16 protein-coding genes are annotated in these 22044 nt (G+C 66.0%); 9 read left to right on the forward strand and 7 right to left on the reverse strand.

The window, feature by feature from the left end; genetic code table 11:
• Positions 1 to 5 precede the first annotated feature (5 nt).
• From FJQ54_RS08245 to FJQ54_RS08255, 3 genes are read left to right on the forward strand one after another with little or no spacing between them, the layout of a single operon-like run.
• Positions 6 to 896 carry a 2-dehydro-3-deoxygalactonokinase gene (locus tag FJQ54_RS08245; protein WP_140927942.1) on the forward strand — a complete coding sequence of 297 codons (891 nt, stop codon included), beginning with the start codon at positions 6 to 8 and terminating at the stop codon, positions 894 to 896.
• Positions 893 to 1516 carry a 2-dehydro-3-deoxy-6-phosphogalactonate aldolase gene (locus FJQ54_RS08250; protein ID WP_140927943.1) on the forward strand — a complete coding sequence of 208 codons (624 nt, stop codon included), beginning with the start codon at positions 893 to 895 and terminating at the stop codon, positions 1514 to 1516. Before FJQ54_RS08245 ends, FJQ54_RS08250 begins: the two co-directional genes overlap by 4 nt.
• Positions 1513 to 2436, forward strand: coding sequence for a Gfo/Idh/MocA family protein (locus FJQ54_RS08255; protein WP_140927944.1), 924 nt, complete (start codon positions 1513 to 1515; stop codon positions 2434 to 2436). Before FJQ54_RS08250 ends, FJQ54_RS08255 begins: the two co-directional genes overlap by 4 nt.
• Positions 2437 to 2866: 430 nt before the next feature.
• Here FJQ54_RS08255 and FJQ54_RS08260 read toward each other — a convergent pair whose 3' ends face one another.
• Positions 2867 to 4156, reverse strand: coding sequence for a sugar MFS transporter (locus tag FJQ54_RS08260; RefSeq protein ID WP_181160051.1), 1290 nt, complete (start codon positions 4154 to 4156; stop codon positions 2867 to 2869).
• A 123-nt stretch (positions 4157 to 4279) separates the two neighbouring features.
• Here FJQ54_RS08260 and FJQ54_RS08265 point away from each other — a divergent pair, with 123 nt between their 5' ends.
• Positions 4280 to 6073, forward strand: coding sequence for an IlvD/Edd family dehydratase (locus tag FJQ54_RS08265; RefSeq protein WP_140927945.1), 1794 nt, complete (start codon positions 4280 to 4282; stop codon positions 6071 to 6073).
• Positions 6074 to 6436: 363 nt separating this feature from the next.
• Here FJQ54_RS08265 and FJQ54_RS08270 read toward each other — a convergent pair whose 3' ends face one another.
• The gene (locus FJQ54_RS08270; RefSeq protein WP_140927946.1) at positions 6437 to 6901 is read right to left on the reverse strand and encodes a hypothetical protein; all 465 of its coding nucleotides are present in this window, start codon (positions 6899 to 6901) and stop codon (positions 6437 to 6439) included.
• A 346-nt stretch (positions 6902 to 7247) separates the two neighbouring features.
• Between FJQ54_RS08270 and FJQ54_RS08275 the strand changes: the two genes are divergently transcribed.
• Positions 7248 to 7886, forward strand: coding sequence for a TetR/AcrR family transcriptional regulator (locus tag FJQ54_RS08275; RefSeq protein ID WP_140927947.1), 639 nt, complete (start codon positions 7248 to 7250; stop codon positions 7884 to 7886).
• 384 nt (positions 7887 to 8270) lie between these two features.
• Here FJQ54_RS08275 and FJQ54_RS08280 read toward each other — a convergent pair whose 3' ends face one another.
• Complete coding sequence (locus tag FJQ54_RS08280; protein WP_235890370.1) at positions 8271 to 9584, reverse strand: Xaa-Pro dipeptidase; 1314 nt, start codon at positions 9582 to 9584, stop codon at positions 8271 to 8273.
• Positions 9585 to 9680: 96 nt separating this feature from the next.
• On the opposite strand from FJQ54_RS08280, the gene FJQ54_RS08285 reads away from it, so the two are divergent.
• Positions 9681 to 10862: an aromatic ring-hydroxylating oxygenase subunit alpha gene (locus FJQ54_RS08285; RefSeq protein ID WP_235890371.1), complete on the forward strand. Its 1182-nt coding sequence runs from the start codon at positions 9681 to 9683 to the stop codon at positions 10860 to 10862.
• A 19-nt stretch (positions 10863 to 10881) separates the two neighbouring features.
• Positions 10882 to 12489, forward strand: a complete 1608-nt coding sequence (locus FJQ54_RS08290; RefSeq protein ID WP_140927948.1) for a phytoene desaturase family protein — start codon at positions 10882 to 10884, stop codon at positions 12487 to 12489.
• Between the two features lie 21 nt (positions 12490 to 12510).
• On the opposite strand, the gene FJQ54_RS08295 is transcribed toward FJQ54_RS08290, so the two are convergent.
• The 4 genes from FJQ54_RS08295 to FJQ54_RS17935 all read right to left on the reverse strand — a co-directional run bounded on the left by FJQ54_RS08295 (position 12511) and on the right by FJQ54_RS17935 (position 20178).
• Positions 12511 to 13716, reverse strand: coding sequence for an alpha/beta hydrolase family protein (locus tag FJQ54_RS08295; RefSeq protein WP_140927949.1), 1206 nt, complete (start codon positions 13714 to 13716; stop codon positions 12511 to 12513).
• Positions 13717 to 13733: 17 nt separating this feature from the next.
• Positions 13734 to 17987 (reverse strand): autotransporter outer membrane beta-barrel domain-containing protein, encoded by a 4254-nt coding sequence (locus FJQ54_RS08300; protein WP_140927950.1) that lies wholly within the window; start codon positions 17985 to 17987, stop codon positions 13734 to 13736.
• 315 nt (positions 17988 to 18302) lie between these two features.
• Positions 18303 to 19481: an MFS transporter gene (locus FJQ54_RS08305; protein WP_140927951.1), complete on the reverse strand. Its 1179-nt coding sequence runs from the start codon at positions 19479 to 19481 to the stop codon at positions 18303 to 18305.
• A gap of 31 nt (positions 19482 to 19512) precedes the next feature.
• Positions 19513 to 20178 (reverse strand): TetR/AcrR family transcriptional regulator, encoded by a 666-nt coding sequence (locus tag FJQ54_RS17935; protein ID WP_328592167.1) that lies wholly within the window; start codon positions 20176 to 20178, stop codon positions 19513 to 19515.
• Positions 20179 to 20313: 135 nt separating this feature from the next.
• Between FJQ54_RS17935 and FJQ54_RS08315 the strand changes: the two genes are divergently transcribed.
• Both FJQ54_RS08315 and ampH read left to right on the forward strand, forming a co-directional pair.
• On the forward strand, positions 20314 to 20775 hold the full coding sequence (locus FJQ54_RS08315) for an MAPEG family protein (protein WP_140927952.1): 462 nt from the start codon (positions 20314 to 20316) through the stop codon (positions 20773 to 20775).
• 134 nt (positions 20776 to 20909) lie between these two features.
• Entirely contained in the window at positions 20910 to 22034 is a 1125-nt protein-coding gene (gene ampH, locus FJQ54_RS08320) for a D-alanyl-D-alanine-carboxypeptidase/endopeptidase AmpH (RefSeq protein ID WP_207790392.1), read from the forward strand.
• Positions 22035 to 22044: the final 10 nt, after the last annotated feature.

Here is a 22044-nt window from a genome sequence, read left to right on the forward strand (position 1 = left end):
GCGCCATGGGAGACACGGGCAACGGCAAGGCCAACAAGGGCGGCGAATGGCTGGCGATCGACTGGGGAACCAGCCGGCGGCGGGCGTGGCGCATGTCCGCCACGGGCGACGTTCAAGACACACTGGAGGATGATCGCGGCGTGCTCGCCATCCCCCCCGGCGGCTTCCTGGCGGAGCTGGCATCGCTGCGCAACCGACTGGGTCAGCTGCCCGCGCTGGCGGCCGGAATGGTCGGCTCCAATCGGGGCTGGGTGGAGGCGCCCTACCAGCCGCTGCCCGCCGGATTGCCCGATCTCGCCGCCCGGCTGACCCACGTGCCGGGCGAAAGCTTCACCATCGTCCCCGGCCTCGCCGACACCGCAGACGTGATGCGCGGCGAGGAGGTGCAACTGCTGGGCGCGGTGGAAGCCGGGCTGGTGCCGCCAGACGCGCTGGTCTGCCAGCCGGGCACGCACAACAAATGGGCGAAACTGCAAGCCGGCCGCATCACCGGCTTCACCACGGTGATGACGGGCGAGCTATTCGCGCTGCTGAAATCCGGCGGCGTGCTGGCGGGCATGCTGGACGCTGACGCCACAGACAGCCCGGCCTTCCGCGCGGGCGTGGCTGAAGCCGCCGAAGCCCGCGACCTCTCCGCCTCCCTGTTCAAGGTGCGCGCCGCCGTGCTGCTGAAGCGGCTGCCGCTGGCCGATGCCGCTTCCTTCGCCTCCGGCCTGCTGATCGGGGCCGATGTCGCGCCCCGATTGCAGCCCGGCCCCATCCATATCCTTGCGGCAGAACCGCTGGCGGGCTTGTATGCCGCCGCCATCGGCACGCTGGGCGGGCACAGTATCGCCCATGAATCCGGCGCGGCCTTTCTGGCGGGCATGCGCCGCATCCGGGAGCTTTCGGCATGAAAAACGCCTTCAGGGATCTGCCGCTCGTCGCCATCCTGCGCGGCCTCACGCCCGAGGAAGCGCTGCCGGTGGGCGAAGCGCTGGTGGGCGCAGGCTTCCGGCTGGTGGAAGTGCCGCTGAACTCGCCGCGCCCGCTCGACAGCATCGCCCTGCTGGCCAAAGCGTTGCACGGCCGCGCCAGCGTCGGCGCGGGCACCGTCCTCACCCCCGCCGAAGTCGCCGCCGTCGCCGAGGCGGGCGGGCAGCTGATCGTCTCCCCCAACTGCAACCCCGCCGTCATCGCCGAAACCAAGCGGCGCGGCCTGTGGTCCGTGCCCGGCTTCTTCACCGCGAACGAAGCCTTCGCCGCGCTGGAGGCAGGCGCCGACGCGCTCAAGCTCTTCCCCGCCGAAGCCGCCTCGCCCGCCGTCGCCAAAGCGCTGCGCGCGGTGCTCCCGCGCGACGTGCCGCTGCTCGCGGTGGGCGGCGTTTCCCCCGAAACCATGTCCCCATGGCTCGCCGCCGGGGTGAACGGCTTCGGCATCGGCTCCAGCCTCTATCGCCCCGGCCGCAGCCCAGCGCAGGTGGGGGCCGAAGCCGCCCGCTTCGTCGCCGCCTTCCGCACGGAACACCGGCTGTGAGCATCGCCATCGCCATCATCGGCTATGGCAAGATCGCCGAGGATCAGCATGTCCCGGCGATCCGCGCCAACCCGGATTTCCACCTCGCCGCCAGCGTCAGCCGCCGCCTCGCCGGGCCGCCGGGCGTCCCCGCCTTCGCCTCCATCGCCGATCTCAGCGCCAGCGGCCTGCCCATCGACGCCGTCGCGCTCTGCAACACCCCCACCGAACGCCCCGCAACCGCCTTCGAGGCGCTGGCCGCTGGCTGGCATGTGCTGATGGAAAAGCCGCCCGCCGCCACGCTGGCCGTCGCCGAACAGATCGCCGCCGCCGCCCGCGCCGCCGGGGTCAGTCTGTTCGCCAGCTGGCACTGCCGCTTCGGCCCCGCCGTTGCCGCCGCCAAAGCCCTGCTCAGCGGGCGGCGCATCGACAGCCTGCTGATCGACTGGCGCGAAGACGTCCGCAAATGGCACCCCGGCCAGCAATGGATCTGGCAACCCGGCGGCTTCGGCGTGTTCGATCCCGGTATCAACGGCCTCTCCCTGCTGTCCGAGATTCTCCCCGTGGAACTCGCCATCTCCGCCGCCCGGCTGGAGACGCCTGCCAACCACCAGACCCCCATCGCCGCCCGGCTGGACTTCAGCGGCCCCGGAATCCCCGCCAACGCCCACGGCCTGTTCGACTGGCTGGAACCAGACGACCGCTGGAACATCCACATCGGCTTCGAGGGCCACACCCTCCTCCTCTCCCACGGCGGCTCCCGCCTGACGCTGGACGAGGTGCCGCAGGAAGTCGGCAACGAAGGCGAATACCCCCCACTCTACCGCCGCTTCGCCGAACTGGTGAACCACCGCGAAAGCGAGGTGGACCTGCGCCCGCTACAGCTGGTGGCCGACGCGTTCCTGCTGGGGGAACGGGTGACGGTGCCAGCGTTTGAGTGAAGTTGGGGGGTGTTTGCGCCTCCGGCGGGCAGGGAAATGATTTCCCTGCACCCTCAAAATTGGCGTCGTGTCAAAACTCAAACACCGTGTGAGTGATCAGATTCGATTGCCTGCGGCGCAACGAAGCACTCTCCCCCTGCAAGGGGGAGAGATGGAGAGGGGGTGTCACCGGTTGGCCTGATTCACAACATCCCCACCAACCACGACCGTCACCCCGGACTTGATCCGGGGTCCAGCTGTTCTTCGGCGACGTGTGGGCAAGAAAGCTGGACCCCGGATCAAGTCCGGGGTGACGTGTGGAGAGGTGAGTGGGAAGCGCTGCAGAAGCGCCGCAGGCAATCAAAACCAACCGTCAGCACAGCCTTATCCGTGTGGCATGGTAATGTGGGTGCAGGGAGCACGGCTCCCTGCCCGCCGGAGGCACCCCCCCTTACGCCTTACGCTCCGACTTCAACCGGCTCCCCCACAGCGCATACCAGAACACATACACTTCGCAGGCCGCTGTCAGCAGGAACGAGGGTTGCAGGCCATAGCGGTCTGCCAGCCAGCCGTGCACGACCACCAGCGCGCCGCCGGCGATGGCCATCACCAGCAGGCCGGAGGCTTCTTCGGTGAGCGGGCCGAGGCCGCGGATGCCCAGCGTGAAGATGGTGGGGAACATGATGGAGTGAAACAGGCCCACAGAGATCAGCGCCCACATCGCGGTTTTGCCGGTGCTGAACACGGTGACGAGCATGACGGCGCAGGCGAGTGCGGCGGCTGCCGCGAGGACATGGCCGGGTTCGATCGCGCGCATCAGGAAAGAGCCGATGAAGCGGCCCACCATCATCCCGCCCCACAGCAGGAACAGATAGTTGGAGGCTTCGGCGTGGGTGAGGTTGCCGATCTCGGGTTGCGAGACGAAGTTGATGAACAGGTTGGCGACGCCGATTTCCGCGATCAGGTATATGAAGATGGCGGGGATGCCCCAGATGAGATTGGGGTGGTTCCACAAGGAGAGTTGCTTGCGCTCGGCGGCTTCCAGCGCGAGGTCGGAGCGGCTGAGGTCCGGCAGGCGGGAGCGGTAGATCACGAAGGCCAGCAGGATCAGCACGACGGCGACGATCAGGTAAGGCAACTCCACGGAACGGGCGTCTGCGAGGCGTTCGGCGTCTGTCAGCACCCGGTCTGCGCCGGAGGTGCCGCCGGTGCTGCGGGAGAGGATCAGCCAGCCGCCGAACAGCGGCGCGAAAGTGGTGCCCATGGAGTTGAAGGCCTGCACCAGATTCAGCCGCGAGGACGAGGTTTCCGGCGGGCCGATCACCGCGACATAGGGGTTGGCGGCCACCTGCAGCAGGGTGATGCCGGACGCGATGATGAACAGCGCGACCAGCGTGAACGGATAGGATGGGATGCGCGCGGCCGGGATCATCAGCAGCGCGCCCACCGCCATGATCCCCAGTCCGATCACCAGCGCCGGGCGATAGCCGACCCGCTCGATCAGCTTTGCCGAGGGGATGGAGGCGAAGAAATAGGCGATAAACCACGCCGATTCGATCAGCGTCGCCTGCGTGTAGCTCAGGTCGAACACGCTGCGCAGATGTGGCAGCAGCGTGTTGTTGATGACGGTGATGAAGCCCCACATGAAGAACAGGGTGGCCAGCAGCGCCAGCGCCTGCCGGTAGGGCATCGCCGTATCGTTCAGCTTGAATCCGCTGCCTTCGCCGCCTGCCGCCGCCATCCCACTCTCCTCCCGGCTTCCCTTTTGATTTATATGACTATATAGCTTCCGCCGCGCGGTCAATGCGGGGCGGCCCTGCCCGAAAACCGGCAACATGCTGATAAAGCGGAGGTTTGAGAAACGGTGTCTGACAGCAAGCCATTCAAGCTGCGCTCCCAGGCCTGGTTCGACAACCCCGACAATATCGACATGACGGCGCTCTATATCGAGCGTTACCTGAATTTCGGGCTTTCGCAGGAAGAACTGCAATCGGGCCGCCCGATCATCGGCATCGCCCAGACCGGCTCCGATCTCAGCCCCTGCAACCGCCACCATCTGGTGCTCGCCGAGCGCATCCGCGAAGGCATCCGCGACGCGGGCGGCATCGCCTTCGAATTCCCGGTTCACCCCATTCAGGAAACCGGCAAGCGCCCCACGGCGGGGCTGGACCGCAACCTGACCTACCTCTCTCTGGTGGAGGTGCTGCACGGTTATCCGCTGGATGGCGTGGTGCTGACCATCGGCTGCGACAAGACCACACCTGCCCTGCTGATGGCGGCGGCGACGGTGGATATCCCGGCCATCGCGCTGTCCGTGGGGCCAATGCTGAACGGGCGGCACGACGGGCAGCGCACCGGGTCCGGCACCATCGTCTGGAAAGCGCGCGAATTGCTGGCCGCAGGCGAGATCGACAAGGCCGGGTTCGTGAAGCTGGTCGCCTCGTCCGCGCCCTCCACCGGCTATTGCAACACCATGGGCACAGCGACGACGATGAATTCGCTGGCCGAAGCGCTGGGCATGCAGCTGCCCGGCTCGGCCGCGATTCCAGCCCCCTATCGCGCCCGGCAGGAAATGGCATGGGCCACCGGCAAGCGCATCGTTGATATGGTGCGGGAGGATTTGAAACCCTCCGACATCCTCACGCGCGAGGCCTTTCTGAACGCGATCATGGTCAATTCCGCCATCGGCGGCTCCACCAACGCGCCGATCCATCTGGCCGCCATCGCCCGCCATGCCGGGGTGGAACTGGAACTGGCGGATTGGCAGCGAACCGGCCATCACATCCCGCTGCTGGTGAACCTGCAACCGGCGGGCGAGTATCTGGGCGAGGATTATTATCACGCGGGCGGTGTCCCCGCCGTGGTGGCGGAACTGATGCGGCAAGGGCTGATCCACGAAGGCGCGCGCACCGTCACCGGCCGCAGCATCGGCGAGACTTGCGCGGGCGTGGCCATCGCCGACGAAGCGGTGATCCGCCCGTTCGACCGCCCGCTGAAGCCGGATGCCGGGTTCGTCATCCTGTCCGGCAATCTGTTCCATTCGGCGATCATGAAAACCAGCGTGATTTCGGACGAATTCCGCGCCCGCTACCTCTCCAACCCGGACGATCCGGACGCCTTCGAAGGCCCCGCCGTGGTTTTCGACGGGCCGGAGGATTATCACGCCCGCATCGACGATCCGGCGCTGGAGATCACGGCGCAAACCCTGCTGTTCATGCGCGGGGCCGGCCCCATCGGCTTCCCGGGTGCCGCCGAAGTGGTGAACATGCGAGCGCCCGCCTACCTGATCCGCGCCGGACTCCACGCGCTGCCCTGCATCGGAGACGGCCGCCAATCCGGCACCTCCGGCTCCCCCTCCATCCTGAACGCCTCCCCGGAGGCAGCCGCGGGCGGCAACCTCGCCCTGCTGCAAACCGGCGACCGGGTGCGCATCGACCTGCGCCGAGGCACCGCCGACATGCTGATCAGCGACGAGGAACTGGCCCGCCGCCGCGCCGCCCTCGATGCAAGCGGAGGCTATGCCCACCCCGCCTCGCAGACGCCATGGCAGGAAATCCAGCGCCGCCTTGTGGGGCAGCTGGAATCCGGGGCGATTCTGGAAGGGGCGGAGCGGTATCAGCGGATCGCCGCCAAGGGGCTGCCGCGCGACAATCATTGAAGGGGCTCTGCCCCTTCACCCCGGCAGGGGCGTGACGCCCCTGCACCCCCGACGTTTTTTAGCCCCTCCACTGCAGGGGAGGGGTTGGGGTGGGGGTTCTCCGCTTGGCGCGAGGTTCGGGGTTATAGCCTGCGGCGCTTTCCGTTGTGGCTGTTGAGGTGTTGGTGGATCAGGCCCGGCGGTGACACCCCCTCTCCAACTCTCCCCCTTGCAGGGGGAGAGAGCTGCGGTGCGCCGCAGGCAATGGAATCTGATCACACGCACGACGTGGACGTTGGGTCACAACGCAAATGTTGAGGGTGCAGGGAAATCATTTCCCTGCCCGCCGGAGGCAAAAAAGAACCGGAGGGCCGGGTTCCCCCCCTACGCCGCCGCCAGCCGCTCCAGCAGCCAGTTCCACAGTAAGTCTGCATCGGGGGTTTCGGCGATCAGCAGCAGCCCGTCCGATGTGCCGCTGATGGTCACGCGGATGTCGGCGAGCCGGGTGGTGAGGCTGTCGCCGGGCGCGAGCGGTTCGAGGCCAGCGAGGCCGATGGCTTCGAGGGGGGCGGGGCCGTTGAGGTCGATGCAGGTGAAGGCGGCGCTCATCTCGTGCAGGCTGGCGGCGGCGGGCAATTCGGCTTCACCCGAGAGCAGCAGCAATTCGCCGGGGCCGCGATAGAGGGCACCGGCGATTGCGAGCGGATCGTGGCTGTGGGCGAGCCAGACGGATTGGCCGGGGCGGGGGGCGATCTGCCACGCGCCGATCTCGCGCGGGGCTTCGCTGTCCAGCGGGCGGCTGCGCGACAGCCCGGCGGCTGGCGCTGTTTCAGCCGGGACGTCACACATGCAACTGCACTCCATTGCGGTCGAACGAGCAGCGCGGGGCGACTTGCGCCTTCCACGTCTGCCCTTCGGACCAGATTTCGATGGTCTCGCCTGTGCAGCGGCGCCCGCATTCAAGCGGGGCAAGCGACAGGCCGCGGTTCAGCGTGGGGCTGAATCCGCTGGATGTGACGCCCCTTTGGCGCGGGCGAGATGAACCTCCGATGATTTGCGCGTCGAAGGGACGGACGAGCGCATCAGCTTGACAGGTTGCCCCGCCGCAAGGCCCTGAGGTAGACAATTGTCCAATCTTGCGCATGTGCAGAGACGCGGGGGCGTCCCCCGGCACCAGAGCGAGCAGAGGACAGCCATGACCAAGACCGCATCCGTGAAGATCGAGCCGCCGCCCCGGTCCCGCGCGCGCCGGCAGGCTCCCACCGTGCGCCGGCAGGATTTGCTCGCCGTCACCGTCTCCTGCCTCGCCCGGCTCGGCCCGCGCGGCACCACCGGCCGAGAAATCTGCCGTCAGGCGGGCGTCTCTCATGGGCTGTTGCGGCACTATTTCCACAACCCGGAAAACCTGCTGTACGAAACCTACGAAGAGCTGTGCGACCATTTCATCGCCCGCTTCGAAGCCGTGCTGGCAGACGACAGCCTGCAACCATGGGACGCGCTCGACCGCTTTTTCGCCGTGCTCTACTCGGAGGAATGGGCCAACACAGACCTGCTGGGCGCATGGATGGCCTTCTGGACCATGGTGCGCACCAATGCCGACTTCGCCGCCAAAAGCGAGGAGCATAACGTCCGCCTGCGCGAACTGCTGGCCCTCGCCATCAGCCGCCTGCCCACGGGCGGCCAGACGGTGAAAACCGAAGATGCCGTGGTGATCATCTCCGCCGTGATGGACGGGCTGTGGCTGGATTACTGCCTCTCCCCCACACGCACCACCCGCGATCGCGCGCTGGAGCTGTGCTGCCTGACGGCCCGGCGGCTGATCCCGCCGGGTTGAGGGCGTCGAGCTGGCGGCTGCGGATGGAGGCCTCCGGCGGGCCGGGCTCTGCCCGGCACCCGGCAGGGGCGTGACGCCCCTGCACCCCCGGACTTGATCCGGGGCCTCGCTTTTTTCTACTCCGACGTTGCCGAAGAACAGCTGGACCCCGGATTAAGTCCGGGGTGACGGTTGTATTTGTCGGGATGTCAGCGGATCAGGCCCGGCGTTGACACCCCCTCTCCAACTCTCCCCCTTGGCACGGGGGAGAGAGCTGCGGTGCGCCGCAGGCAATCGAATCTGATCACACACACGGCGCGGCGGGTGGGCCGCAACGCAAAGTTAGAGGGTGCAGGGAAATCATTTCCCTGCCCGCGCGGCGCGCAAAAGCCCCAACCCACCAACCTACCGCACCAGCACCCCGCCCTTCATCACATGCGCCACCGTCTCCAGCGCGCCGATGTCGGCCAGCGGGTCGGCTGAAACGGCGATCATGTCGGCGTAGCGGCCCGGCGCGATGGCACCGATGTCGGCGGATTTGCCCATCAGCTCGGCGGGGCTTGTGGTGGCGGACTGGATGGCCTGCATCGGCGTCATGCCATTGCGGACCATGTAGCGGAACTGGCGGGCGTTGGCACCATGGGGGTAGACGCCCGGATCGGTGCCGTAGGCGATTTTTGCGCCTGCTTTCACGGCTTTGCGGAAGCCGATGCGCTGGGCTTCGGTGGTTTCGTCATTCTTGCGCAGGATGTCGGCGGGCCAGTTCTCTTTGCGGCCGATTTCGCTGATGTAGTCGCCATTGTAGATGTCCATCACCAGCCATGCGCCCTTGGCTTTGGCGAGGGCGATGCCCTCGTCGTCGATCAGGGAGGCATGTTCGATGGAGCGCGCGCCGCCATTCAGGGCGATCTTGATTCCTTCTGCGCCATGGGCGTGGGCGGTGGCGTAACTGCCGTAGCGCCGGGCTTCGTCGGTGATGGCGCGCACCTCTTCTACCGTGACTTCGGGCGCGCCGGGTTCCGTACCTTGCGCCAGCACCGCGCCGGTGGCGATGATCTTCAGGAAGTCCGCGCCGTGCTGGAAGAGGTAACGTGCCTTGTCCCGCGCCTGTTGCGGGCCGGAAAACACGCCTGCGCGCATCAGCGCGGGGATTTCCACGTCCGGGGCGAAGCCAGTCACTTCGCCGCCGCCGCCGGGCACCGTCAGATAGGCCCCGGCCACGGCCATGCGCGGGCCTTGCACCAGCCCGGCGTCTATGGCGTTCCGCAGGGAGACGTCGCCGAAGGCGCGGAAGGTGCCGACGTCGCGCACGCTGGTGAAGCCCGCGTTCAGCGTGTCGCGGGCGTTGCGGGCGGCCATGAAGGCGACATCCTCGGCGGAATGCAGCAGCGGTTCGGCCGGGTTGTTGCTTTGCAGCGCGTCAGACAAATGGGTGTGGCTGTCGATCAGGCCGGGCAGCACGGTGAAGGCGGACCAGTCTGTGACGGCCGCACCGGGTGGCGGCGGGGCATAGGGGGTGACGGCGGTGACGCGGCCATTTTCGATGCGGATCAACTGATCCTGAAGCACCACGCCCTTCAGCGTGTCGATCAGCCGCCCGGCGCGGACGTAGCTGACCTCCGGATCGGCGTGTGCGGGAGAGGCGAGTGCAACCATGGCGGCGGCGAGCGCGGCGAACAGGGCGGTGGCGGATCGGAACATCTGGTCTCCCCTTGTCATGGGGCATCCTGCCGGGGCGTTATACACTTGTCAAACAACGGCGCTTGCGGCTTTTTCTCCACTGCTATACACTCGTCCAATAAACTGGAGACAGCCGTGGCGACTCAACCCGCATCGATCCCGAATCTGGACCCGGATGACGGCTGGAGCCTGCCTGCATGGACCTATTCCGATCCGGAATTCCATGCGCTGGAGATGCGCCGGGTGTTCCGCCCATCTTGGCAGATCGTCTGCCATGTCAGCGATGTGCCGAACGCGGGCGATTATCACACGCTGGAATATGCGGGCGAAAGCATCATCGTCATTCGCGGCAAGGATGATGTGATCCGCGCCTTCACCAACGTCTGCCGCCATCGCGGCGCGCGTATCGTGGACGGGCCTTCGGGCTGCGCCAAGAAACTGGTCTGCCCCTATCACGCATGGGCTTATGAACTGGACGGCCAACTCTCCGCCGTGCCGATCAGGGGCACCTACCCGCAACTGGACATGTCGAAGCACGGCCTCGCGCCGGTCGATCTCGAAATCTATCGCGGCTTCATCTTCGTGCGGCTGGAGGATGACGGCGGGCCGTCCGTGGCCCAGATGATCGCGCCCTATGATCATGAAGTGGCGCATTACCGCTTCGAGGATTTGCGCGCGATCGGCCGGGTGACGATGCGGCCGCGCGGCGTGAACTGGAAGAATGTGGGCGACAATTATTCCGACGGCCTGCACATCCCCGTCGCCCACCCCGGCCTCACCCGGCTGATGGGCACGGGCTATGGCGTGGAAGCGCAGCCCAATGTGGACAAGATGTGGGGCCCGCTGCTGATGCGGATGAACCGCAACCCGTCCGAGCGCGCCTATCTGAAGTATCTGCCGCGCGTCGATCATCTGCCGGAGGATCGGCAGACGCTGTGGACCTATTTCAAGCTGTGGCCGAACGTGGCCTTCGATATCTACCCGGATCAGGTGGATTTCATGCAGTGGCTGCCGACATCCCCCACGGAATGCCTGATCCGCGAGATCAGCTATGCCATCCCCGATGACCGGCGCGAGATGAAGGCCGCGCGTTACCTGAATTGGCGCATCAACCGGCAGGTGAACGCGGAAGACACATGGCTGATCACCCGCGTGCAGGACGGCATGGCCTCCGAAAGCTTCACCGTGGGGCCGCTGAGCGAAGCCGAAGTGGCGCTGCGCAACTTCGCGCGCAAAATCCGCCGCCTGATCCCGGAAGCCCGCCAGCACCGCGCCCCCGCGCCGGGCTGGAGCCGCACCTCCGCCCCCGCCGCCTGACAAGCCGAAAGACCGCCCCATGACGAAGACTTATGACGCCCTCATCATCGGCGGCGGGCACAACGGCCTTGTCTGCGCCTTCTACCTCGCCCGTGCGGGGCTGAAGGTGCGCATCCTCGAACGGCGCGAAGTGATCGGCGGCGCGGCCGTTACCGAGGAATTCGCGCCCGGATTTCGCAATTCCGTCGCCAGCTACACCGTCAGCCTGCTGAACCCCAAGGTGATCGCGGACATGAAGCTGGCCGATCATGGCTATCGCGTGATCGAGCGGCCCGTCTCCAACTTCCTGCCCTTGAGCGACAGCGACTACATCCTGATGGGCGGTGGGCTGGAGCGAACGCAGGCGGAATTCCGCCGTTTTTCCGCGAAGGACGCAGAGGCGCTGCCCGCTTATTATGACGCGCTGGAGAATGTGGCGGACGTGCTCCGCTCGCTCTCACTGCAGGCCCCGCCGAACGTGGGGGACGGGCTGAAATCGCTGGTGGATGCCGTGAAGCAGGGCTGGGGCCTTGCGGGGATGCCGCTGAACCAGCAGCGCGATGTGCTGGACCTGTTCGTGAAAAGCGCCACCAGCTTCCTCGACGGCTGGTTCGAAAGCGCCCCCGTGAAGGCCGGCTTCGGCTTCGATGCGGTGGTGGGCAATTACGCCAGCCCGGATACGCCGGGCAGCGCCTATGTGCTGCTGCACCATGTGTTCGGCGAAGTGAACGGCAAGAAGGGCGCATGGGGCCACAGCGTCGGCGGCATGGGCAACATCACCCGCATCATGGCCGATGTGTGCCGCAGCCTCGGCGTGGAGATCACGCTGGAAGCGCCGGTGGCGAAGCTGCTGGTGAACGGCGGCAAGGTCAGCGGCGTGAAGCTGGAAAGCGGTGAGGAAATCGCTGCCCCGCTGGTGGCCGCCAACGTCGGCCCGAAGCTGCTGTATGACCGGCTGGTGGACCCAGCCGACCTCCCCGCCGATTTCCGCCGCCGCATCAAGGCGTTCAAGGTCGGCTCCGGCACCTTCCGCATGAATGTCGCGCTGTCTGAACTGCCCAGCTTCTCCGCGCTGCCGGGCCATGGCGAGCATCTGCAATCCGGCATCATCATCGCCCCCTCGCTGGATTATATGGACAAGGCATTCCTCGACGCGAAGCGCACGGGTATGTCGGCGAACCCCATCGTCGAAATGCTGATCCCCTCCATCGTCGACGACAGCCTCGCCCCCCCCGGCCAGCATGTCGCCAGCCTGTTCTGCCAGCAATTCGCGCCGGTGCTGCCGGATGGCCGCAGCTGGGACGATGAGCGCGAAACCGCTGCCGACCTCATCATCGACACGGTGGAGAGATATGCGCCGGGCTTCAAATCCAGCGTCATCGCCCGGCAGATCCACTCGCCCCTCGATCTCGAACGCAAGTTCGGGCTGATGGGCGGAGACATCATGCACGGCCATATGTCGCTCGATCAGCTCTGGTCCGCCCGCCCCATGCTGGGCAACGGCGCATACCGGGGGCCGATCAGCGGCCTTTACATGTGCGGCGCAGGCACCCACCCCGGCGGCGGCGTCACCGGCGCGCCGGGGCATAACGCGGCGCACGAGATTCTGGCGGAGCGGTCGCTGTTCGGGCGGTTGCTGCGGCGGTAGGTGAAAACCGTTCTGGCTGATTCAGTCTGCGAACAGCTGATCCAGCCAATCCAGCACCCGGCGGTTCAGCAGGGAGCGGTTCATCATCTCGCAATGGCCGCCAGCGCCTTCCGCTGCGGTGAACTGCAGAAACGTCTTTGGGCAGCGCAGTTCCTCGAAGAAGCTGGCCGCGCTTTGCGCCAGAGGGTCGCCTTCCGCAGCCGTCAGCAGCGTTGGGCAGCGGATTTCGGCTGCACGGCCTTTCATCGTGAACAGTTCGGCCGAGCGCAGATAGTCGCGCAGATTGTCTACCCCATGCACCCAGAAGCCGCGCTGGACGATCGACCAGCGCAGCCTGCGGTTGGTCAGCAGCAACTGCTCGAGTTTGCCCACCAGTGCATCGTTCAGTTCACCCAGATTTTCGGCCTGCGTAAGCGTTGCGCCCATCGCCACCGCCACCGCCCGAAAGCTGCCGCCCATATCCCACAGGCCGGGATCGGCGATGCAGGCGGCAAGACGATGTTCGCCGGATGCCGCGCGGGGGGCGAGATAGCCGCCAAGGCTCCAGCCGCTGAGCACGATGCGCGCCGGATCGACGCCGGGCAGGGTGATCGCCACATCGACCACCGCCTTCACCACCACCTCCCAATCGGGCCGGAGGCGCAGGCCCTGCAGGATCAGCGCTTCGCCCTGCCCGGGGCCATCGAACAACAGGCAGTGATAGCCCCGCCGGGACGCGGCGACGGCAGAGGCGAAATATTGGTCGGTGATGGTGCCGTCATAACCGTTGGTGAGGATCAGCAGCGGCCGCACCTCCGCCGCCCGACCTTCGGCGGGGATGAAGTAGCCGGGCAGCGTTTGCCCTTCGAACGGGATGCTGAGCGGCCGGAACCCGTTGCTGCGAAGGCGGAGCGCCGCTTCCAGCGCGGCCTTCTGCTTGCCGAATGCACGGACGATGCGCGGGTCCACCGGTTCGCCGAATATCGGATGGTAAGATGTCGCATAGAAGGCCGCCGCCTTCAGATACTGGGCCTCTGCCCCCGCGCGCGATCCTGCCGACAGGCAGACCTGCGCTTCCTGTTCCAGCCGCTCTCCGGCGGCCATCCACGCGTCGTAATAGGCACCATCGTCGCCGTCGCCCACCGCTTCGGCGACGGCCTGAATCTCCCCATAATCGGCCCCGCCGGTGGAGATATAGGCCAGCGGCCATGTGCCGAAGCCGTCGTGGAACGCGTCGCGGAACAACATGTTGGCCCCCGTCGATCTCACCATGACAGCCTGATGCCGCCCCGGAACTGGTTGTTGCTGCTGCCGCCGCCCGGCTCGCCCTCATAGCTGACGAACAGCGAACCGGTCCGGCTGACTTTGGCCGCGACCGACACGCCGATCAGTGCGCTGTCGCGCGGCAGGCTGGCCCCCTGAACGGTGAACGCGCTGCCGGGGGCCGATGCGAAGGCCGCTGTCATGGAGCGCCCGGTATCGGCGAATTCATGCGCCCAGCCCAGCCGCAGGCCGACTTCGACCGGCGTCGATTTGCCGAGATCGAACCCCGCCGCGAAATCCCCACCAAGCACGCTTCGCACCGACGTCGTGGATTGGGACTCCACGGCAAGCGCATATTCGCCGCCACCGCTTTCGGTGAAGCTGTTCTGGCTGTTCGTCAGGATCTGCAACCGGCCGAACGGGGTGATCGCGCTTTTCTCGGACGCGCCAAGGGCAATCCTGTAGCCAGCTTCCAACTGGCCGAGGAACTGGTCGGCCCGGCCTTCGCCCTTGGCCCGTCCCGCCGCCAGTCCGGCGCTGGCGACATCTCGCTTCAGACTGTTGCGGGCGTTGGCATAGCCAGCCAGCGCCTCGACATGCAGCGCGCCCTGCCCGAATGACCCATAAGCAGCGATGCTGAGGGTTTCGGCATCCGTGTCTCCGCTGAAACCGTCGACCGACTGCGAGCCACTGACGTATCCGCCCGCCACGCCGACGAGGAGGCCGGGGTTCAGCCGATAATCGAAGCCGACGGTCACGCCGCCCAGCGAGGTGTCGTGGCCTGCCGCATTGCCGTCGCCATCGACGCTGCCCCTGCTGCCGACGCCGCTGATCCACATCGAAACGCCCGCCAGCGTGTCCGAGCCGGGTTCGGCCAGCGCGGCGCGGTTGCCGCCTGAACTGCCGCTGCGCGCAATCGACATCTGCTGCCCCACCGTGCTCGTGAACAGCTGGCTGGCGCGCAGGTTCACGGTGGCCCAGTCGGCATAGGGTTGCCCGCTCAACGTTTGCAGCGCGGCGGCGCCTTGCGCGGTCTGCAGGTTCGCCATCGTCGTCACGATCCCGCCGACATTGCCGCTGGCCGCAGCCGCGTCGAGCGCCGCGCCGACCGCCTGCTGGTTGCGGGTCTGGCCCGCCGCGCTGAACGCGTCCGGCGCTAGCGCCAGCGTGACATAAATGTTGTTCGCATCCAGCGACACTTTGGGCGTCAGGAAGCCCACGCCGCCGACCACCTGATCAAAATGCACGCGCCCGCCGCCTTCGGTGCTGATAATCGTATAGCGGGTGTTGGGGATGTAACGGCCGGGATCTGCGGTGATTTCCAGCATGCCTGCGTCAATGTTCACGCGGTGCCCGGCCCCGATTACGCTGATCCGGTCGCTGTTGCCGCCAGCGTTGATTTCGATTCCCAGCGTTCCGCTGTTCAGGGCGAAGTTGCCGTCGAAGACAAGATGGCCGATCGAGTTCCCCGGCCGGATGCTGCCGCCATTGTTGGTGATGTCGCCCTTGATATTGCCCACGCCGCTGAGCGTGCCGCCTGCGTTGAGCACGATGTCGCTGATGAGCGGACCGTTCACCGCGAGGGTACCGGCATTGATGGTGGTGCCGCCGCCGACGCGGCTGTTGCCGGTGAGGTTCAGCTTTCCCGTGCCGTTCTTGGTGAGTGTGCCGGTGCCGCTCATATGGCCGGCATAGCTGCCGTCGAAATCCTGATCGAAAATCAGCGCGGCATTGTTCAGGATGGCGCCTTGTAGGTTGTTGGTCGTGCCTTGCAGAGTGCCTTGCAAAATCGTCACCTCTGCGGACACCTCGGCGTCCTGCGATTTGTAGTTGCTCGTGCCCGACAGGGTGAGTTTTCCGGCCCCCAACTTGATGATGTTGCCCAGCCCCTGCACCTCACCGATGCCGCCGATGTTGCCGGCGAAAACCCCGTCCTCGGTCTGATCGAACAGGATGGTGCGGGCGTTGCTGTTCTGGGGGTTGGTGTCGAAGGCGATGTTCCCGTTCAGAAATTTGCTGTCTGCCTGAATGGTGCCGCCATAGTTATAGACGCCGGTATAATTGGCTGACGTCAGATTCAGGACGAGCGTGCCCGTGCCGACAAGGCTGAGCGTTCCTTCTCCGGCTACCGTTCCGGTGAGGGTCAGCGTCGTGCCCGTATCCAGCAGAAAGCCACCGCCGCCGCCTTCAAGCCGGATGGGACGCGCGGTGGTGAAGCTCTCGCTGGCCCGAAGCAGCCCGTTGTTGCCCATGGCGATCCCCGCCCCGGCCGCGCCTAGCTTGTCGTCTGAGGCGACTTGCAAAACACCCCCCCAGATTTCGGTGCCGCCGCTATGGCTGTTGTTGCCGGTCAACTGCAGCACGCCGGCGCCGCTCTTTATCAGCCTGCCGCCGCCGTTGATGTCGCCGCTCCAGATCAGCGGGCGCAGCCCGACCTCGATGGTGCCATCGCCTTCCAGATAGAGGGCGCGATGGATGGAAAGCCCGTCTGCGGCGTCGTTCGTGGTGGCGATGATGCCGTTGTTGAGCAGCACGCCGCCGCCGGCTGCGCCAAGGTTGGAGTCGGTGGTGAAGCGCAGCGTGGTCGAGTGGTAGTAGCTGTCTCCGGTTATGCGCGTGCCGCCGGTGTAGCTGTTGTCCGCCGTCAGCTCGAGAATGCCGCCGCCGTTCACCGTCAGCCTGCCGTTCCCGCTGATCGTCCCGTTCCAGCTGAGCTGCTCCAGACCGGTGGTTTGACCCTCCCCGACATGGATGCGGCCGCCCCCTTCCAGTCGCAAAGCGCGGCTGATGGCCTGCCCGTTCGCCGCCACGACCCCGACGCCGCCGTCCCCGCCGCCGCCGATGAGCCGGATAGGACTGGTGGACGTGCCAAGATTGGCATCGGAATCGAAGAGCAAATTGCCCTGCAGAACATTGATGTTCCCGGTCAGCCGGTTTTCGCCCGTGAGGATCAGATTGCCCGCACCTTCCTTCTCAAAAAGTCCGGCGCCCGCGAGCAGGCCCGTATAGGTTCCGTCCACCTTCTGATCGAAGATCACATGGGCGTTGACGAAGACATTATATTTCAGGCTGTCGGTGTTTCCGATCAGCACGCCAGCGTTGACGGTGGTGCCGCCGGTATAGTTGTTCACGCCTGTCAGCCGCAGTTCGCTCGACGAATCCAGCACCAGCCCCCAGCTGCCGGCTTCGGCACCTTCTCCGCCAAGACCGGTCTGATCGGCGATGGAGTCCGGGATCACGAACGTCTGGAATGTGTTCGACTTGAAGACCAGTGTCCCGTTGCCCGCCAGAAATATGCCGTCGCCGGCGGCGCTGCCGGAATCTGCCTTGTACGTCCCGTTCCAGCCGCCCATTCCGCCCGCGCCGGCCACAGCCGCATTGCCCGAGGCTTCGAAGCCGCCGACCACCGTGAGCGTGCCGCCGTTCTCGATGAAAAGCCCGCCGCCAAGGCCGGCACCGCCGCCGCCGCCGCCGCCGAATTTCCCGATGCCGCCTACATAATCCGCGCCCGGCGCGCCGTTACCGCCCAGAAAACCCCCTTCTGCGTTGGTGTTAAAGGCGCTGCCGCCGCCCCCGCCGCCGAAGCCGCCCTTGCCGCCGTCCCACTGGCCGGAGCCGCCGCCGCCGCCGCCGAATGCGCCATCATCGCCATAATCATTGTCATAACCGTCGCCGCCACCGCCCGTGCCACCGCCGCCGCTGGTGAAGCCGTTGGCATTGCCGCCATCCGCACCGGTCGGGTAATAGCCGCCCCCGCCGCCGCTGGTCCATGTGTAGCCGCCCTCGCTGCTGCCGCCAGCGCCGCCGCGCGCGCTGTTCTTTATCAGGTTGACACTGTCGAGCGTCACATGTGCGCCATTCCCGACATACAGTGCACCGCCAAGCCCGGCCCCGCCGCCACCGCCGCCACCGCCCCAGCCATTGCCGCCCGCGCCGCCCTGCGCCACACTGTTGGTGATGTTGAGATCCTGCAAGTTAACGGTGCCAGACTGCACGAACAGGCCGCGATACTTGCCGTCGCCCGAAATGGTAGTGCCATAGAATTTGTCGCCGTGGATCGTCAGATTCTTGGTGATGACCGGCAGATTTTCGGTGAGCGTGATGTTAAGGACGATGTAGATACTGTCGCCATCCTGCGCGTTGGTGATGGCGTATCTGAGATCGCCCTCATTCTCTACGATATGTTGGGTCGCCTGCGCGGGGCTTGCCAACAGGCCGAGGCCGAGAAGGCCGGTCAGCGCGGTTGTGGCGGACAATCTGGCAACGAACCGGGCCCCATTCATCCGGGCCATCTGCGTCCGGGGCTTTGCAACGGCTGTCATCCTCAAAAATCCTTCAAATGTGCAGGAGATCGAGCGGCTTAAGCCGGTGCTCGCCCTCTCCCTCGAGTCGCTGTTACATGCGTTTATCGAAATATGATGCCGTTTTCCGACCAATGGTCGAATTTGTCAATATGCGGACTGTTTTGACTCTGCGGCACATGATGTCGGGCTGTCGCAGGTGAACGCGCACGCCTGCGTGCCGCGCGGCGGCGCGGGTACGGGGGGGGCGGTTGAGCGAGGGGCGCCCGACTAGCGGGGGCTGAATCGGTGCCGAAGCTGCAAGGCGGCGGCAGCGGTGATCAGGGCGCTGCCAAGGATCACCACGCCCGTCCATCCAAAGCGCGTATAGGCGTGCATGGACAAGGCTGAACCCGCAGCCCCGCCCAGAAACATGATGCCAAGGAAGATGGTGTTCAGCCGCGCCCGCGCCTCCGGCCGCAGCGAAAAGACGATATACTGGTTGGAAATCAGCGTGACCTGCACGGCGAAATCCAGCAGCACCACGCCCGCCACCAGCCCGGGGATGGAGGTCCAGACGCCGAACAAGGCCCATGCGAACAGGGCGAGCGCCACGCCGAACAGGATGGTGTTGCCGGGGCCTTGCCGGTCAGCCACACGGCCCGCGATCGGCGCGCCCAGCACGCCGACAGCGCCCGCGATGCCGAACAGACCGGCGATCTCCGCGCCCAATCCGAAGCGTGCATGCAACCGAAAGGCAAGGATCGTCCAGAACACGGAAAAGGCCGCGAACATCAGCGCCTGCGTGAAAGCCGCCAGCCGCAACTCGGAAAACTCGCGCCACAAGGATCTGAGCGACCCGAGCAGCGCCCCATAGCTGAGGCCAGCCTCAGGCTGGCTGCGCGGCAGCACGGCGGCCATCCACAGCCCGGCGGCCATCGCAACCGGCACGCCCAGCCAATACATCTCCCGCCAGCCGAAATGATCTCCGACAAAGCCCGATATCGTGCGGCTGAGCAGGATTCCGCAAAGCAGCCCGCCCATCACCTTGCCGACGACGGCCCCGCGCTGCTCCGGCGAGGCGAGATGCGCGGCCAAAGGCACCACCTGCTGCGCAACCGTCGCCATCAGCCCGACCAGCAGCGACGCCGAGATCAGCAGGAGCGGACCCGGCGAGAGGGCAACGGCGGCAAGGGCGATGGCGAGCAGGGCGAACTGCACGACGATCAATCGCCGGCGCTCCAGAAGATCGCCCAGCGGCACCAGCAGGAACAGCCCGGCAGCATAGCCCAGTTGCGTTGCCGTCGGCACCATGCCGACAAGCGCCCCGGGCATGTCCTGCTCCATCAGCCCCAGCATCGGCTGGCTGTAATAGATGTTGGCAACGGCGACCCCCGCCGCCACCGCCATGGCAAAGCCCAGCGCCGGGGTCATGGCACCGGCAGTGGAAGTCGGAACGGTGTTCGGCATCCTGCCCCCCCTTTGTCGCCTGCGTGCGCGTTCAGCCCGCAGCGGCGGCGAACACCTTGCTCAACCCGTCGATCAGTTGCTCGTCGGAATAGAGCAGCGGATCACCCTGAGATTCCGCCAGCCCCTTCATGGTGAGCAGCCCGAGCGCGGAGACGAACGCAAGGAAGGCCAGCAGGCGCGGCTCCACCACCGAAGCCTGGCCAGTCTCCGACAATTTCTCCACCGTGCCGCTGAGCAGCGCGTTGTTCAGCGGGCGGATGCGCGTGAACTGCTCCGGCGATAACTGCAGCCCGGACTGCCCCGAAACCTGACTCAGCAGATAGGCGAGGCGGAAATCATCCATTTGCGGGGCAAAGCCGCCGATGGTGTTGCGGATCACTGCCGCCAGCGCCTCCGGGCCGGTTTCCACATCGTCCACCGCGTTCCGTACCCGCTCGCTCTGGCTTTCCCAGACGGCGAACATCAGTTCGAACACCAGCGCCTCTTTCGAGGCAAAGTAATAATAAAGCCCGGTTTTCGACATCCCGGCCTCGCGCGCCACGGCCTCCAGAGTGACGGAGGCAATGCCGTCGCGCAGCAGCACGGCGCGGGCTGCCGTCAGAATATCCTCGCGCGAGCGGTCCCGCTTGCGTTGCTGACGGGCACGGCGCGCTTCTGCCATGTCTGGGGCCGGATCGGGGCGGGAGATGGGCTTCATTCCTTCTTGCGACAATTTGCCGAGAGCATAGCGGGCGAAAGAAAAAAGTCCACTGATTGACTTTTTCGAACGTCGGTCTAAAAATGTCTCTGCGATTCGAGGGACGAATCGTGCAGAGCATTCGGAGGATGCGATTTGGACCAGCTGACTTTGGCAAATCCGGTGTTCGCTGCCTATGCGATCGCCGCTGCCATCATGGTGCTGAAGGGCGTCGCCATGTCGTGGCTGACGGTGGCGCGGATGATCTCCACCGATTCCGGGCTGCTGAACCCGGAGGATCTGCGCAACACACCGTTCAACCGCAATCCGTCCGACGTCCAGCTGGAGCCGGATGAACGGGTGGAGCGCATCCGGCGCATTCAGCGCAACGATCTGGAAAACCTGCCCTATTTCTTCATGGCTGGGCTGCTTTACGTCACCACCGCGCCGCCGCTCTGGCTGGCGCAACTGTTGTTCTATGGCTTTGTTGTCACCCGGCTGGCGCATTTCGTGGCCTATTTCACGGCGCAAAACCATGAAGTGCGCGCCGCTTTGTGGACGCCGGGTTCGTTGATCATCCTGTTCCTTGGCGGAGCCTCTCTGGTGGCCGCCTTCTAGGAGTCTGCCCCGGACAATCCGGGCCTGAAACCGGGCGCTCGGCCGCTGGCCTGAGCGTGATGGCGGAGCTGTGCCCGTTGCGTTCGACCTTAATTCTTTGGGCTATTGCGGCCCGTTTCACTCGTGCGGAGACTATGATGCAGGTTCGCAATCTCTTGTGTGGCGCGGCATTTCTGGGCCTTACGCTCGCCGCCGCGCCCGCAGTGGCACAGGCAGCAGACCCTGTGGTGGAAGCCGCCGAGTTCGCAGGCGAAGTGCTGTTCATGGAATCCGGCGCGCCGGGCATGGTGATGGTGATCGTGCGCAACGGCCAGAGCAAAGTCTTTGGCTTTGGCGAGACCGCCAAGGGCAATGGCAGGCAGCCAGACGGCCAGTCGATGTTCCGGTTGAACTCCATCAGCAAGGTGTTTGTCGGCGAAGTCGCCGCCTCTCTGGCGGCGGACGGCAAGTTGCGCCTGACCGATCCGCTGCAAAATTATGCGGGCGGCACGAAGGTTCCGGCTTCGGGGCAACGCCAGATCACCCTGCTCGATCTCGCCACCCATTCCGCCGCCATGCCGCGCGAAATGCCGGGCGCGCCGGAGGGTGTGAACCCGCGCGCATGGCCCGCCCGCGCAGACCGCTGGAAGTGGCTGCCCGCGCAAAAGCTGCCATGGGCACCGGGCAGCGTCGCCTCTTATTCCAATGTCGGCTTCGATTTTCTGGCCGATGCAGCCGAAACCGCAGGCGGCATGCCCTATTCCGAATTGCTGAAGGCGCGGATCACCCAGCCGCTGGGGATGCCGGATACAGGGCTGACGCCCAGCCCTGCGCAATGCGCGCGGCTGATGCAAGGTTCCGGCCTTGGCGGCGTCTTCCCCTGCGGCGACACGCGCGCCACCGGCGGCAGCGGCGGGCTTTACAGCACCGGCGATGACATGGCGCGCTGGATGATCCACAGCCTTGCCGATCCGGACGGAAGGCTGGGCATCAGCCACGCCGTCTATCGCTCGCGGCAGGGGCTGGATGCGGCCATCGGCTTCGATGAAGGGGCCTCCATGGCGGGTCTGGGGCTGGGCTGGGTCTCCGTCGCGGCCGACGGCATCAAGCCGATGTTGCTGACGAAGAGCGGCGCCGGCCTTGGCTTCATGAGTTATGTGGCGATGGCCCCGGGGCGCGATGTCGCCGTGCTGGTCGTCGTCAACCGCGCCGATTTCGCCATGTTCTCAGATATCACCAGAACCGTGAACGGCCTGATCGCCAGCCTCTCCACCAGATAAAGTCCGGGGG

Source organism: Sandaracinobacter neustonicus (assembly GCF_006385875.1).
In the GTDB taxonomy this organism is placed as follows: domain Bacteria; phylum Pseudomonadota; class Alphaproteobacteria; order Sphingomonadales; family Sphingomonadaceae; genus Sandaracinobacteroides; species Sandaracinobacteroides neustonicus.

Excerpts from the sequence above, each read along its gene's own strand:
- FJQ54_RS08270 (WP_140927946.1), bottom strand. The coding sequence starts at position 6,901 with ATGTGTGACGTCCCGGCTGAAACAGCGCCAGCCGCCGGGCTGTCGCGC.
- FJQ54_RS08295 (WP_140927949.1), bottom strand. The coding sequence starts at position 13,716 with ATGTTGTTCCGCGACGCGTTCCACGACGGCTTCGGCACATGGCCGCTG.
- ampH (WP_207790392.1), top strand. The coding sequence starts at position 20,910 with ATGATGCAGGTTCGCAATCTCTTGTGTGGCGCGGCATTTCTGGGCCTT.
- FJQ54_RS08245 (WP_140927942.1), top strand. The coding sequence starts at position 6 with ATGGGAGACACGGGCAACGGCAAGGCCAACAAGGGCGGCGAATGGCTG.
- FJQ54_RS08280 (WP_235890370.1), bottom strand. The coding sequence starts at position 9,584 with ATGACAAGGGGAGACCAGATGTTCCGATCCGCCACCGCCCTGTTCGCC.
- FJQ54_RS08260 (WP_181160051.1), bottom strand. The coding sequence starts at position 4,156 with ATGGCGGCGGCAGGCGGCGAAGGCAGCGGATTCAAGCTGAACGATACG.
- FJQ54_RS08290 (WP_140927948.1), top strand. The coding sequence starts at position 10,882 with ATGACGAAGACTTATGACGCCCTCATCATCGGCGGCGGGCACAACGGC.
- FJQ54_RS08305 (WP_140927951.1), bottom strand. The coding sequence starts at position 19,481 with ATGCCGAACACCGTTCCGACTTCCACTGCCGGTGCCATGACCCCGGCG.
- FJQ54_RS08275 (WP_140927947.1), top strand. The coding sequence starts at position 7,248 with ATGACCAAGACCGCATCCGTGAAGATCGAGCCGCCGCCCCGGTCCCGC.
- FJQ54_RS08250 (WP_140927943.1), top strand. The coding sequence starts at position 893 with ATGAAAAACGCCTTCAGGGATCTGCCGCTCGTCGCCATCCTGCGCGGC.
- FJQ54_RS17935 (WP_328592167.1), bottom strand. The coding sequence starts at position 20,178 with ATGAAGCCCATCTCCCGCCCCGATCCGGCCCCAGACATGGCAGAAGCG.